The organism is Pseudarthrobacter arbutini, from assembly GCF_054510915.1.
This window is the reverse complement of sequence record NZ_JBTNDQ010000003.1, coordinates 51,009-64,316: the sequence shown is the minus strand read 5'-3', so window position 1 is coordinate 64,316 and position 13,308 is coordinate 51,009. Positions and strand designations below refer to the sequence as shown.

General features: G+C 66.4%; 16 protein-coding genes. 12 read left to right on the top strand and 4 right to left on the bottom strand.

Going from position 1 to position 13,308, the window contains the following annotated elements; all coding sequences use genetic code 11:
- The first annotated feature begins 55 nt into the window (after positions 1 to 55).
- Positions 56 to 436 carry a VOC family protein gene (locus ACX80V_RS04275; protein ID WP_485842115.1) on the top strand — a complete coding sequence of 127 codons (381 nt, stop codon included), beginning with the start codon at positions 56 to 58 and terminating at the stop codon, positions 434 to 436.
- A 117-nt stretch (positions 437 to 553) separates the two neighbouring features.
- Here the strand turns inward: ACX80V_RS04275 and ACX80V_RS04270 are convergent, their stop codons facing one another.
- Positions 554 to 958, bottom strand: coding sequence for a DUF5997 family protein (locus ACX80V_RS04270; protein WP_252603374.1), 405 nt, complete (start codon positions 956 to 958; stop codon positions 554 to 556).
- A 134-nt stretch (positions 959 to 1,092) separates the two neighbouring features.
- Between ACX80V_RS04270 and ACX80V_RS04265 the strand changes: the two genes are divergently transcribed.
- Positions 1,093 to 1,842, top strand: coding sequence for a LysR substrate-binding domain-containing protein (locus ACX80V_RS04265; RefSeq protein WP_485842114.1), 750 nt, complete (start codon positions 1,093 to 1,095; stop codon positions 1,840 to 1,842).
- A gap of 93 nt (positions 1,843 to 1,935) precedes the next feature.
- Here ACX80V_RS04265 and ACX80V_RS04260 read toward each other — a convergent pair whose 3' ends face one another.
- Together ACX80V_RS04260 and ACX80V_RS04255 are read right to left on the bottom strand one after the other, a co-directional pair.
- The gene (locus ACX80V_RS04260; RefSeq protein ID WP_485842113.1) at positions 1,936 to 2,271 is read right to left on the bottom strand and encodes a hypothetical protein; all 336 of its coding nucleotides are present in this window, start codon (positions 2,269 to 2,271) and stop codon (positions 1,936 to 1,938) included.
- 17 nt (positions 2,272 to 2,288) lie between these two features.
- On the bottom strand, positions 2,289 to 3,017 hold the full coding sequence (locus ACX80V_RS04255; protein WP_485842112.1) for a GntR family transcriptional regulator: 729 nt from the start codon (positions 3,015 to 3,017) through the stop codon (positions 2,289 to 2,291).
- 106 nt (positions 3,018 to 3,123) lie between these two features.
- On the opposite strand from ACX80V_RS04255, the gene ACX80V_RS04250 reads away from it, so the two are divergent.
- The 4 genes from ACX80V_RS04250 to ACX80V_RS04235 are packed head-to-tail and all read left to right on the top strand — an operon-like array spanning position 3,124 to position 8,814.
- Positions 3,124 to 3,882, top strand: a complete 759-nt coding sequence (locus ACX80V_RS04250) for a LamB/YcsF family protein (protein ID WP_485842111.1) — start codon at positions 3,124 to 3,126, stop codon at positions 3,880 to 3,882.
- A 60-nt stretch (positions 3,883 to 3,942) separates the two neighbouring features.
- A complete protein-coding gene (locus tag ACX80V_RS04245; RefSeq protein ID WP_485842110.1) occupies positions 3,943 to 5,295 on the top strand; it encodes an MFS transporter in 1,353 nt (450 codons plus the stop codon).
- Between the two features lie 19 nt (positions 5,296 to 5,314).
- The gene (locus tag ACX80V_RS04240; protein ID WP_485842109.1) at positions 5,315 to 7,039 is read left to right on the top strand and encodes a 5-oxoprolinase subunit B/C family protein; all 1,725 of its coding nucleotides are present in this window, start codon (positions 5,315 to 5,317) and stop codon (positions 7,037 to 7,039) included.
- Entirely contained in the window at positions 7,039 to 8,814 is a 1,776-nt protein-coding gene (locus tag ACX80V_RS04235; protein ID WP_485842108.1) for an acetyl/propionyl/methylcrotonyl-CoA carboxylase subunit alpha, read from the top strand. Before ACX80V_RS04240 ends, ACX80V_RS04235 begins: the two co-directional genes overlap by 1 nt.
- A 93-nt stretch (positions 8,815 to 8,907) precedes the next feature.
- Here the strand turns inward: ACX80V_RS04235 and ACX80V_RS04230 are convergent, their stop codons facing one another.
- Positions 8,908 to 9,129 carry a hypothetical protein gene (locus ACX80V_RS04230; RefSeq protein ID WP_485842107.1) on the bottom strand — a complete coding sequence of 74 codons (222 nt, stop codon included), beginning with the start codon at positions 9,127 to 9,129 and terminating at the stop codon, positions 8,908 to 8,910.
- A gap of 29 nt (positions 9,130 to 9,158) precedes the next feature.
- Here ACX80V_RS04230 and ACX80V_RS04225 point away from each other — a divergent pair, with 29 nt between their 5' ends.
- The 6 genes from ACX80V_RS04225 to ACX80V_RS04200 all read left to right on the top strand — a co-directional run bounded on the left by ACX80V_RS04225 (position 9,159) and on the right by ACX80V_RS04200 (position 13,269).
- On the top strand, positions 9,159 to 9,545 hold the full coding sequence (locus ACX80V_RS04225; RefSeq protein ID WP_485842106.1) for a DUF1801 domain-containing protein: 387 nt from the start codon (positions 9,159 to 9,161) through the stop codon (positions 9,543 to 9,545).
- Between the two features lie 149 nt (positions 9,546 to 9,694).
- Positions 9,695 to 9,997: an urease subunit gamma gene (locus tag ACX80V_RS04220; RefSeq protein WP_252567738.1), complete on the top strand. Its 303-nt coding sequence runs from the start codon at positions 9,695 to 9,697 to the stop codon at positions 9,995 to 9,997.
- A gap of 14 nt (positions 9,998 to 10,011) precedes the next feature.
- Positions 10,012 to 10,359: an urease subunit beta gene (locus ACX80V_RS04215; RefSeq protein WP_485842105.1), complete on the top strand. Its 348-nt coding sequence runs from the start codon at positions 10,012 to 10,014 to the stop codon at positions 10,357 to 10,359.
- Complete coding sequence (ureC, locus tag ACX80V_RS04210) at positions 10,356 to 12,068, top strand: urease subunit alpha (protein WP_485842104.1); 1,713 nt, start codon at positions 10,356 to 10,358, stop codon at positions 12,066 to 12,068. Before ACX80V_RS04215 ends, ureC begins: the two co-directional genes overlap by 4 nt.
- 24 nt (positions 12,069 to 12,092) lie before the next feature.
- Positions 12,093 to 12,578, top strand: a complete 486-nt coding sequence (gene ureE, locus ACX80V_RS04205) for an urease accessory protein UreE (protein WP_248763364.1) — start codon at positions 12,093 to 12,095, stop codon at positions 12,576 to 12,578.
- Positions 12,559 to 13,269, top strand: coding sequence for an urease accessory protein UreF (locus ACX80V_RS04200; protein ID WP_485842103.1), 711 nt, complete (start codon positions 12,559 to 12,561; stop codon positions 13,267 to 13,269). Before ureE ends, ACX80V_RS04200 begins: the two co-directional genes overlap by 20 nt.
- The last annotated feature ends 39 nt before the right edge of the window (positions 13,270 to 13,308 follow it).

The window sequence follows — 13,308 nt, the reverse complement described above, 5'->3', positions numbered from 1 at the left end:
ACGGTTGCCGGACTGGAGGTTCCTGCGCCTGCTGCGGGCCGGGTAGCTTGGGACCATGAGACTGAAAATGTGCAGCATCCATGTCCAGGATCCAGCCGCCGCCCACACGTTCTACACCGGGACCCTCGGGTTCGAGACGCTGATGGGGATGCCCGAGTACAACCTCTTCATCATCAAGGATCCGGGCTCCGACGCCGGTTCGGTGGGGTTGCTGCTGGAGCCCAGCGACAACCCGATCGGCGCCAATTACATGAACGCACTGCACGACGCCGGGATCGCGGCCATCACCTTCGGGGTTCCGGATGTGCAGGCCGAGTACAACCGGCTGGTGGCTGCCGGGGTGACATTCCAGGGCGAACCGTCCGAGGGCCCGTCCGGGATCAGTGCAGTCTTCGACGACGGCTGCGGCAACTTCGTGCAGCTGCACCAGGACTGACGTCGCAGGGCTGACTTTCCTCCAGAAACAACAGAGGCCTGTCCGCGGATCCGAACCTTCAAGGTTCGGATCCGCGGACAAGCCTAGGAAAAGCGCAGGCAACTCAGAAAGCGGAGGCTACTCGGCCTGGGCGCGGGCTTTCTTGGCGTCCTTTTTGGCTGCTTCGTCCTTGACGCGCTGGGCTTCGGTGCGGACGGCGGCGTGCGTGGAGCGCTCGGTGACGAGCCATGCCGGGGGAGCCTGCAGCAGCGCGGTGATTTCCGCCGTCGTCAGCGCTTCCTCAACACCGCCGCGGGCCAGGCCGCTGATGGAGACGTTCAGCTTCTGGGCCACCACCGGGCGGGGGTGGGGGCCGTTGCGGCGGAGCTCCACGAGCCACTCCGGTGGGTTGGACTGGAGTTCGGCGAAATCGGCGCGGCTGATGGTTGAATCCTGGAACTCCTGCGGTGTTGCCGGCAGGTAGATGCCAAGCTTCTTGGCAACGGTGGCCGGCTTCATGGACTGGGAGTTTGCAGAGGTCATGGTTCAAGGGTATCCGGCTGCCTGCCTGAAAGGCACCAACTCAGCACCAGCGCTGCGCCATCTCAGCACCACCTCTGTACCAACCCCGCACGGGTTCCGGCATTGCGGGGCCGCGCGGGCGGTACTGTGAAGACGTGCCCGCAGACAATGAATCCCCGCAGAACGCCAGCCCCGACGAATCGCCGGAGCAGGAGGCGCCCCGTGTGCTCCGCTTCGCCTATGTGGCCGGCGTGACCCCGGGCAAGTGGATCCGCCGCTGGGAAGAGCGCGTGCTGGACATCCCGCTGGAGTCGTTTATGTCCGACGACGGCGCCCAGCTTTCGGTATTAAGCGACGGTTCCGCGGACCTCAGCTTTGTCCGGCTTCCGGTGGAGCGCGAAGGCCTCAACGTGATCCCCCTGTATGAGGAGCAGCCCGTGGTGGTGGCGCCCAAGGGGCACGAGATTTCAGTGTTTGAGGAAGTGGCCCTGGCCGACCTGTCGGCAGAGACTTTCCTGGACGTCGCCGACATGGGTGGTCCGGAAGCGGCCATGCAGGTGGTGGCATCCGGTGCGGGCCTGGTGATCCTGCCCATGTCCGTGGCCCGGCATTTCAACGTCAAGGACACCGTGGCCCGCAAGCTGACGGGTGCCCCGGTCACGGAGATCGCGCTGGCCTGGCCCAGCGACTCCTCGGACGACATCATTGAGGAGTTCATCGGGATTGTCCGCGGCCGCACCGCGGCGAGCTCCCGGCAGCCCTCGGCCCAGCAGGAGAAGCCCAAGAAGGAGCCGAAGCCGGACAGGCGTGGTCCCGCGGTCAAAAAACCGAAGGTGGCCCAGCGTTACGCGCCGAATCCGGACAAGGGCCGCGGCAAAGGCTCACGCAAAAAGGGCAAGCGCTAGCTTGTGAGGAACGCGGGGTCACTCCCTGCCCAATAATCCCTGGTTATTGGGCCGGAAGTGACCCCGCGTTGCCTTAACAGAGGCGGCCGGGAACTAGGCCGAGCAGGCTTCCGTCAGTGCTGCGACTGACTCAGCCGGCACCTGGTCTCCGGCTTCGGCGATCTGGCCCAGCGGCGTCGTAATTTCCGCGGGCACCCCGGCAGTGTCCGCGGCGGACACCAGCCCGCCCAGCAATGCCTTGTCCTGGACGCTGACCAGCCCGTCCTCCACGACGGTGCAGACCTGCTTCCGGACCTCGTCCGTGGCTGCGGTTGCCACCTTGGAGGCGGCATCGTTCGCGGTGGTTTCAGCGACCTCCTGGACCGATCCGCAGGCGGACAGGAGGAGCATCAGGGGGACGGCGGACAAGGCGGCAAGGCGGCGTATCATTCGTCCAGCCTAACGGCTCAGTCTGTTCCTGCTTCGCCGTGCACTTCGCTCAGGTTGTATTCGGAGCGGTCCAGATACGCCAGAAGCAGGTCAGCCGCACGGTCCAGTTCCCCGGCTTCCAGGGCCAGGCAGATCGCTTCGTTGTCCGGCAAGTAGTGCTGGTAGAACTGCGCGTCCACGGTGGCCTTGTGGAAAAACAGGCGCATCTCGGCCAGGACCTGGCCCATTATGCTGTTCAGCCGCGGGCTTCCGGCCATGGCCACAATGGCGCCGTGGAAGTGCTGGTTGGCGGTGCCCAGGGCTTCGTCGTCACCGGCTGCCGCAGCTCGTTTGCCTTCCTCGACGGCGGCCCGGACAGCGGCCACGTCCTCCGGGCTGCCTCCGGCACGCAGCGCGCTGACCTCGATGGCGCGACGGACGGTATAGACGTCGTGGACGTCCCCTGCCTCCAGGCTTGCCACGAAGACGCCGCGGTTGGGATGGCGGACCACCAGGCGTTCGCTGGCAAGTTCAACGAAGGCCTCGCGCACCGTGTTGCGGGAGACGCCCAGGTCCTCGGCGATGGTGGATTCGGTGAGCCGCGTTCCCGGGAGCAGCGCCCCCTCCGCCAACTGAAGGCGGAGTTCATCCGCCACCCGCTCAGCCACGGACGGGACGGCCACCCGGAGGCGGCCTGAGGCGGTCCGCGTCGCGGTTCCATTCAAGGGAGCGCGGGAAGAGGGGACGATCGGTTCTGAAGAGGCCATACTCGAGAATTTACACGATCGTCACATTGTTGAATCGAAGGATTGTTGAACAATCCGTAAATTTAGTGCATTCTAGTAGGACCACTCCATGAGACGGGGATCACAAATGGCAACGATTGACCTGAACAGCGACGTCGGCGAGTCGTTCGGACGCTGGAGCCTTGGCGATGACCTGGCGATGTTCGGCTCGGTTTCAAGCGCGAACGTGGCCTGCGGATTCCACGCCGGCGATCCCAGCGTCATCCGCAGGACCTGCCGCGAGGCTGCTGCTGCCGGCGTTGTCATCGGCGCCCACGTCGGCTACCGGGACCTCGCCGGGTTCGGCCGCCGTTTTATGGACATCAGCCCCACGGAACTGGCCGACGACGTCGTGTACCAGATCGGTGCCCTGCAGGCTCTGGCGGCCGTTGAGGGAGCCCGGGTCCAGTATGTGAAGCCGCACGGCGGACTGTACAACGCCATCGTCACACACACAGCGCAGGCCCAGTCCGTCGTCGACGCCGTGAAATCGGTTGACCCCAACCTTCCGATCCTCGGCCTCCCCGGTTCGGAAGTCCTGCGGCTTGCCGAAGCAGCCGGACTGCGCGCCGTGACCGAAGCGTTCGCGGACCGGGCCTACAACCCGGACGGCACCCTGGTGTCGCGCTCCCTCCCCGGAGCAGTCCTTGAGGATCCGGAACAAGTGGGGGAACATGTCCTACGGATGGCCACGGAATCCTCCGTCCGCGCCATTGACGGGTCCACCCTCAAAATCCGCGCGGAAAGCATCTGCGTGCATGGTGACTCACCGAGGGCCGTAGCAATGGCCACTGCAGTGAAGTCCGCTCTCGGCGACGCCGGCGTGAGCATCGGCTCGTTCCTCTAGCCCCATCCCATGGCCGCACACAGGCCCCCCCGCACCACCCCTCATCCCCCGGAGGAAACCATGACCAGCACGAACAAGGCCGCAAAGGCCGCGGCAAGGAAGCCGCCGCCCGGCGCGCTCAAGGCGTACGTCGCCAGCCTCACCGGCACGTCGCTTGAGTACTACGACTTCGCCATCTACTCGGTGGCCTCAGCCCTCGTTTTCCCCAAGATCTTCTTCCCTTCGGACGATGAGTTCGTGGGCCTCCTCCTGTCCTTCTCCGCCTTCGCGGTGGGCTACCTCGCCCGCCCCATCGGCGGCATCGTGTTCGGCCGGCTCGGCGACAAGGTGGGCCGCAAGTACGTCCTGGTCTTCACCCTGGTGCTGATCGGCGTCGCCACCGTCCTCATCGGTGCGCTGCCTGACTACTCCGCAATCGGCATCTGGGCCCCCATCATCCTGGTGCTGCTGCGCCTGGCCCAGGGCATCGGCGTCGGCGGCGAATGGGGCGGCGCTGTGCTGCTGTCCAGCGAATTCGGCGACCCCAACAAGCGTGGTTTCTGGTCCTCGGCAGCCCAGATCGGCCCGCCCGCCGGCAACCTGATGGCCAACGGCGTGCTTGCCATCCTGGCAGCCTCGCTGAGCACCGAAGCGTTCCTCTCGTGGGGCTGGCGCGTAGCCTTCCTGGCCTCCGCCCTCCTGGTGGTCTTCGGCCTGATCATCCGCCTCAAGCTCGAGGAAACCCCGGTCTTCAAGGCCATCGCGGCCCACGGCGACCAGCCGAAGGCGCCCATCAAGGAAGTCTTCACCACCCAGCCCCGTGCGCTGATCTCCGCCGCCCTGTCCCGCGTCTGCCCGGACGTCCTGTACGCCCTCTTCACCGTTTTTGTGGCCGTCTACGCCACCAAGGAACTGGGCATGACCACCGGCAACGTGCTGGCCGCCATCCTCATCGGCTCCGCGTTCCAGCTCTTCCTCATCCCGCTCGCCGGCGCCCTGACCGACCGGTTCAACCGCCGCTGGGTTTACGGCATTGCCGCTGCCGCCACCGCCGTCTACATTCCCCTGTTCTTCCTGATGATCGCGGGCAAGTCCGTGGTGATGCTGATCATCGGCGTGGTGATCGGACTGGCCCTGCACGCCTTTATGTACGGCCCGCAGGCAGCCTTCATCACCGAGCAGTTCCCGGCCCGCCTCCGCTACGCCGGCAGCTCCCTGGCTTACACCCTTGCCGGCGTCATCGGCGGCGCTGTGGCTCCGTTGATCTTCACCGCCCTTTACGGCGCAGCGTCCGGCGGCTGGTACCTCATCGCCGGGTACATCCTCCTGACGGCCATCATCACGATCGTTGGCATGCGCCTCGGCCGCGACCCGCAGCCGGAAGAGGACCTCCGCCTGCTGCACCGCGACGACGCGCAGGAGAGCCACGCCTGAGCGGCGCGGCCTGATCCCCATGGAAACAGTCAGTAAGCCAGCTGCCGCAGCCCGGGTGCTCGCCGTCAGGCAGGTAGGTACGACGGCGGTGCTCGCCGAACTCTCCGGGCTCCACGACGTCCTGGCCCTGCAGGCTCTCCTGCTGGAGGAGCCGCTGCCCGGCCAGGTGGACGTCCTGGCGGCCGCCGAAACCGTGATGGTCAAGGCGGATTCACCCGCTGCCGCCCGCCGGATGGCGGCCCGGCTGCTGGAGATGGACCTGACGGTCCGGTCCCACGCCGAAGGCAAGCTGGTGCAGATTGAGGCCGTGTACGACGGCGACGACCTCGCCGAAGTGGGTCGGCTCACCGGGCTGGGCACCGACGGCGTCATCGCGGCCCACACCGGGCAGGTCTGGACGGTGGCGTTCGGTGGCTTCGCGCCGGGCTTCAGCTACATGGTGGGGGAGAACCAGGTGCTCGAAGTCCCGCGCCGGAGTTCGCCCCGGACGGCCGTCCCCGCAGGCTCCGTGGCCCTGGCGGGCAACTATTCGGCCGTGTACCCGCGGAAGTCCCCGGGCGGCTGGCAGCTGATCGGCCGCACCGCGGCGCCCATGTGGGACCTCAGCCGGGAGCAGCCGGCCCTGGCCGCGCCCGGCGACCGCGTGCAGTTCAGTGCGGTTCGCGAGCTCATTGAAGTTACGGCGCCGCATGCTGCTGCCGCGGATTCCGAAGCCCCGGGTTCCGAGGAATCGGAGGTCCAGTCCGGCCTGCTGATCCTGTCGCCCGGACTCCAGAGCCTGATCCAGGACCTCGGCCGCCCCGGTCACGCCGGGCTCGGGGTCTCCTCAGCCGGGGCACTGGACCGCTCCTCCCTGCGCCGCGCCAACCGGCTCGTGGGCAACGACCCGTCGGCCGCCGTCGTCGAATTCGTTGCCGGCGGGCTCCGCGTGCAGGCCGTGGGGGACCAGGTACTGGCAGTGGCTGGCGCGCCCTCGGCACTGACTGTAGTGACGCCGTCGGACGTTCCCGACTCAGATGCTGCGGAGGACGAAGCTGACCGTTCGGCGTTTGACCGGTCCGAGCAGGTACGCGAGGTGCCCATGGCCACGGCGTTTGCCCTGCTGGACGGCGAGATCCTGACCATCGGCGCACCCGAGCGCGGCTTCCGCAGCTACCTGGCCATCCGCGGCGGCGCAGCAGCCGATGCGGTGCTGGGGAGCCGGTCCACGGACACCATGTCCGGGATCGGACCTGCACCGCTGGCCGCCGGGCAACTGCTGGGAGCCGGCGCCGCCACGTCCTCCAACGTGGTGGGCAACCCTGAGCTGCAGCCTGACTTCCCGGACACCGGCGTCACGGTCCTGGAGATCGTTCCCGGACCTCGCGATGACTGGTTCGACGCCGCAGCACTGGAATCGCTCTGCGCCCAGGATTGGGCAGTGACGCCCCGCTCGAACCGCGTGGGCATGCGTTTGGACGGCCAGCCGCTCAGCCGAAGCCGGGACGGGGAGCTGCCCAGCGAGGGAACCATGGCCGGCGCGCTCCAGATCCCGCCGGAGGGACAGCCCGTACTCTTCCTGGCCGACCACCCCATCACCGGTGGCTACCCCGTGATCGGCGTGGTGGTGGACCACCAGCTGGACCTGGCCGCCCAGGTTCCCATCGGCGGGTCCATCCGGTTCCGCTGGGCTCCCGGCTACGGGCTGCCCACCGGCTTTTCCCATTCTTCCCCAGACATTTCCCCAGACAAAGTGAGCAACTGATGCGCAAGGTCCTGATCGCCAACCGCGGAGAAATCGCCGTCCGCATCGCCCGCGCCTGCGAGGACGCCGGACTGGAGTCCGTGGCTGTCTACGCGGACGTTGATGCCGACGCCATGCACGTGGGCGCCGCCACCGAGGCGTATAGCCTGGGCGGCAACGCGCCGTCGGAAACCTACCTCGATATCCCCAACCTGCTGCGCGTGGCCGCGGAGTCCGGGGCGGACGCGGTGCACCCCGGCTACGGCTTCCTGTCCGAAAACGCCGGCTTTGCCCAGGCGGTCCTGGATGCCGGCCTGACCTGGATCGGGCCCAGCCCGGAGGCAATCCGGCAGCTGGGCAACAAGATCACGGCGCGCGAGATCGCCGTCCGCGCCGGCGCCCCCTTGGTGGCCGGCACCGACGGTCCGGTGGATTCGGCCGCGGAGGTCCGCGAGTTCGCCGAGGAGCACGGCCTGCCGATCGCCATCAAGGCGGCCTTCGGCGGCGGCGGGCGAGGGCTGAAAGTGGTCCGCGAGATGGACCAGATCGAGGAGTCCTTCGATTCCGCGGTGCGCGAAGCGGTAGTCGCCTTCGGCCGTGGCGAGTGCTTTGTGGAGCGTTATCTTGACCGGCCCCGGCATGTGGAGGCCCAGGTCCTGGCGGACCAGCACGGCAATGTGGTGGTGGTGGGCACCCGCGACTGCTCGCTGCAGCGCCGGCACCAGAAACTGGTGGAAGAGGCTCCCGCACCTTTCCTGACCGAAGAACAGACCCAGCAGATTTACGACGCCGCCAAGGCAGTGTGCCGCGAAGCCTCCTATTCGGGGGCCGGGACCGTGGAATTCCTCGTGGCCGCCGACGGCACCGTCGCGTTCCTTGAGGTGAACACGCGCCTGCAGGTGGAACACCCCATCACCGAGGAAACCACCGGCGTGGACCTGGTCCAGGAGCAGTTCCGGATTGCCGCTGGCGAGCCGCTGCGCTTCACCGCCGATCCCATACCGCGCGGCCACTCGTTCGAGTTCCGGCTCAACGCGGAGGACGTGGGCCGGGGCTTCCTGCCGTCGCCCGGAACCATCGCGACCTTCAGCGGCCCGACGGGACCGGGCATCCGGCTGGACTCCGGGGTCCGCTCCGGCTCCATCGTGGCACCGCAGTTCGATTCGCTGCTGGCCAAGCTGATCGTCACCGGCGCCGACCGCCAGCAGGCGCTCCGCCGGGCCCGCCGCGCCCTCGCCGAAATGGAGATCACCGGCGTGGCCACCGTCCTGCCGTTCCACCGGGCCGTGGTCCAGGCGCCGGACTTCACGTCCGAGACCGCGCTCGGCATCCACACCCGCTGGATCGAGACGGACTTCGCGGATTCCATTGCGGCGGATCCGGAGTTCGGCACGTCCGTTCCGGACGGTGAGCGCCGCACTATTACCGTTGACGTCGACGGCCGGCGCCTCGCCGTCGGCCTGCCCGCTGACCTGCTGGATGGCTGGGCGCGCTCCGGCGCGGCCGTTCCGGCGGGTCTCTCCCTTGACGGGGCTGGTTTGGATGGCGCTGCCGACGGCGGAGCTGCGGCAGGTGCCGCTGATCCCGGCGAGCTGCGGGCCGACATGGCCGGGACCGTGGTCAAGTGGCTCGTGGAGCCGGGCGCCGACGTTTCGGCGGGGGACGCCGTCGTCGTTCTTGAGGCGATGAAGATGGAGACCCAGGTGACCGCCCACCGCGCCGGGACGGTCACCGATGTCAGGGCCCAGGCCGGCGGGATCGTGAACGCAGGGGCCGTGCTGGCGCTGATCGGCTGAGCGGGACTAGGCGGAAACTCTAGTCTTCCGTTAACAAGGAAGGTCCGGCCGGCGTTCTCACGCGGCCGGACCTTCCTGGCGTGTGGAGGTGCTTCAGTCGACGTGGTTGGACAGGGCCACCAGGACGCCTGCCAGGGCGAAGTACTTGTTGCTGCCGAGCTCCCGCACCGTTTTGATCCCGAGGCCGGCGAGGACTTCAGCGTGCTCGTCCGTGAGGCCGGCCAGGGCGGACGGCGGGGCGTCCAGGACTTCCTCCAGGCTTTTGTTCTCGTAGTCCTTGTCGAGTTTCTTGCCCAGCTCAATTGAAACGGCCACGATCAGAGGAAAGTGTTTGACTATGCTTCATGACACTAAATCGAAACCCGGCGGTTGACTCTTTTCTTGAGTCACTGGACCACCCGCTGAAGCCGGTGATCGAGCGCCTTCGGGTCGCCATCCTGGACGCGGATGACGCAATCACGGAGCGCATTAAGTGGAGGGCGCCGAGCTTCTGCTTCAACTCTGTCGACCGAGTCACGTTCAACTTGCGGCCGCTTCATCACGTTCAGCTGATTTTTCACCGCGGCGCGAAGACCATCGTGGATGACTTTCCTTTTGATGCCTCTAAATGGAGTGGGCTGTTGGAAATGATCGGGCAGGACCGCGGCCAGGTGATTTTTCCAAGCGCGGAAGCGGCGGCAGCCCGGCAGGACGAATTTGTTGCGCTGGTGAAGGCATGGGTGCGGGCCTAACCTGCGCGATTCGACAGCTTTGGCTGGCGGTGCCCTGGCATGATTCTGATAGTCTTCAGTCATCCACGGGCCTCCCGGTCGCCTCTTTGGCCGGTTGTAGATAACGAGTGGGAACTCGCGATTTATCGCGAATGATTAGGAGGCTTTTTATGCATCTAACGCCACGCGAAAGCGAAAAACTGATGATTGTGGTTGCTGCCGATCTTGCACGACGGCGGCAGAAGCGCGGACTTAAGCTCAACCATCCGGAATCCATCGCGATCCTTACCTATGAGCTGGTCGAGGGCGCCCGCGACGGACGCCGGGTCGCCGACCTCATGAGCTATGGCACCACCATCCTGACCAGGGAAGATGTCATGGAAGGTGTCGCCGACATGATCCATGACGTCCAGGTCGAGGCGACGTTCCCGGACGGTACCAAGCTCGTCACCGTACACAACCCCATTCGCTAGGCGAAGGAGAACCCATGAAACCCGGCGAATACATCCTCCGGCCCGAGCCCGTCACGTGCAATGCTGGCCTCATTCCCCTCGCCCTGGCCGTGATCAATCGCGGTGACCGCCCCATCCAGGTGGGGTCCCATTACCATTTCTTCGAGGTGAACGATGCCCTCGAGTTCGACCGGGATGCGGCCCACGGCTTCCGGCTGGACATCCCGGCGGGCACAGCTGTGCGCTTCGAGCCCGGTGATGCCAAGACGGTCAACCTGCTCGCTCTCTCGGGCGAGCGTGCGGTGTTCGGATTCCGGGACCGCGTCAACGGCCCGCTCGAGCCGAGCCGCGGCCTGACCTCCCTGCAGGACGACACCAAATGAGTTTCGAGCTGAGCCGCAAACAGTACTCGGACCTCTACGGCCCCACCACGGGCGACGCCGTTCGCCTGGCCGACACTGATCTGTTCCTCGAGATTGAGCACGATCACACCAACTACGGTGAAGAGGTGGTGTTTGGCGGCGGCAAGGTCATCCGCGACGGCATGGGCCAGAACGGGCAGCTGGTCCGGGACGACGACATTCCCGACACCGTCATCACGAACGTGATCGTGTTTGACTACACCGGCATCTACAAAGCCGATGTGGCCCTGCGCGACGGGCACATCTTCAAAATCGGCAAGGCCGGCAACCCCCAGATTTCCCGGGGCGTGAACATCACCATCGGCGTCGCCACCGACATCATCGCGGGCGAGGGCAAGATCCTCACCGCAGGCGGCATAGACACGCACGTGCACTTCGTGAGCCCCGACCAGGTGCCCGTGGCGCTGGCCTCGGGAGTCACCACCCTGATCGGCGGCGGCACCGGACCGAGCGACGCGAGCAAGGCCACCACCGTGACGCCGGGCGCCTGGCACATTTCACGCATGCTTCAAGCCGTGGAGAACCTCCCCATCAATGTCGGCCTGCTCGGCAAAGGCCACGCCAGCGCAATGGAGCCCCTCGCGGAGCAGATCCGGGCGGGTGCCATCGGGCTGAAGGTGCACGAAGACTGGGGCGCCACCACGTCCTCGATCGACATGTCGCTGCGCGTGGCTGACGAGTATGACGTGCAGGTGGCCATCCACTCCGACACCCTCAACGAGTGCGGCTTCGTCGAAGACACCATCCGGGCCATCGGCGGCCGGGTCATCCACACGTTCCACACCGAAGGCGCCGGCGGCGGGCATGCCCCGGACATCATCAAGATCGCGGCGCTGCCCAACGTCCTGCCGGCGTCGACCAATCCCACACTGCCGTACACGGTCAACACCATCGACGAACACCTCGACATGCTGATGGTCTGCCACCACCTGAGCCCGGACATCCCCGAGGATGTGGCCTTCGCCGATTCGCGTATCCGCAAGGAAACCATCGCAGCGGAGGACGTGCTGCACGACATGGGCATCTTCTCCATCACCAGCTCTGACTCCCAGGCCATGGGCCGGGTCGGCGAGGTGGTCCTGCGCACCTGGCAGGTAGCGGACGCCATGAAGCGCCAACGCGGAAAGCTCGACGGCGACCCCGCGGTGGGAGACAACTTCCGGCTCAAGCGCTACGTGGCCAAATACACCATCAACCCGGCGATCGCCCACGGCATCGCGGACGCGGTCGGAAGCATCGAGGAGGGAAAATTCGCCGACCTCGTGCTCTGGGACCCGATGTTCTTTGGGGTCAAGCCCGAGCTCGTGCTCAAGGGCGGGCAAGCGGTCATGAGCGTTATGGGGGATCCCAACGCCTCGATCCCAACGCCGCAGCCACGCACCCTCCGCGGCAATTTCGGGGCGCTCGGCACCGCGGTACATGCCTCCTCGATCACGTTTCTTTCCAAGGCCGCCATAGCCGCCGGAGTCCCCGAGCAGCTGGGCCTGCGCCGCGTGATCCGGCCGGTGAGCGGTGTCCGTACCCTCACCAAGGCAGATATGAAGCACAACGGCGAGACGCCGGATATCGGCGTTGACCCGGAAACTTACGAGGTGACTGTCGACGGCGAGCCAATCACGGCGGAGCCCTCAACGGTGCTGCCCATGGCGCAGCGCTACTTCCTCTTTTAGACACATATCCCTAAGGGGGCATATATGATCATCGACCACGTCATCGCCAACCGGCACGATCTCCCCGACGACGAACTGGCCGGCCTCCACGAGGAGCAGGTCCTGCTGCCGAGCGCGGAACTCGTCAAGAAAATCCAGCGGGTGACCACCGACCATGGCCGTGAACTGGGCATCCGGCTCAGCGATGCTGCGGGCCCGGTGCGCGATCTCCGCGACGGCGACATCCTGTTCCGCGACGACAAAACAGTCATCGTGGTGACTGCGCTGGCAACCGACGTCCTTGTTATCGCCGCGCGCAGCATCCGTGAAATGGGGGTTGTGGCGCACAACCTCGGCAACCGGCACATGCAGGCGCAGTTTTTCGACGCCGACAGTGAATATGCCGCCGAGGTGATGGTGGTGCAGTACGACCACACGATCGAGGACTACCTGATCCACGTTGGTGTGCCGTACTCGCGCCAGGAACGTGTGGTGCCCGTGCCGTTCCGCCATGCCGAACACACCCACTGAGCACGTGAACGAGCCGCCGTCGTACCTGCTGCCGCTGTTGCAGCTCTCTGATTCCGCGCTCCCCACCGGCGGGTTCAGCCATTCCTTCGGTATGGAAACGTTCCTGGAACGTGGCCTCATCGACGGCGAAGCGAGCTTCGCCAGCTGGCTGAGCCAGTTTGTGAGCATCCAGCTGACCTACAGTGACGGCTTCGCCCTGCGCCTGGCGTTCGAGGCGTCCTCGGCGGACGACATCGCCCGTGTCGACCGGATGATCGCCGCGGCGGCGCTGCCCCGTGAGGTCCGCGAGGCGGGGACCAAGATGGGCGCACGGATGCTGGCCATCGCCGGTACCGTGGCGCCAGGTGCGCGGCTCGCGGGCTACGCGGCCGACGTCGGATCCGGGCGTTGCGCCGGGCATCCGGCCGTCGCGTTCGGCGTCGCCGGCCGGCAGCTGGGCGTCCCGCTGGAGGAACTGCTCGCGAGCTACCTCTTCACGGCGGTCACGTCGCTGACCCAAAACGCCATCCGGGCCATCCCCATCGGTCAGGACGCCGGTCAGCGTGTGCTTCTGAGAACGCATCCCAGGGTCATGGATGCCGTCCGCCGGATCCAGGCACTCGATGCCGACGACTTCGGGATCACGGCCCCGGGCCTCGAAATCGCCCAGATGCGCCACGAACGCCAGCGCGTCCGCATGTTTATGTCTTAGCAGTCCGCGGTTCGCCGCACCCAATACGTAGCAAGGAGC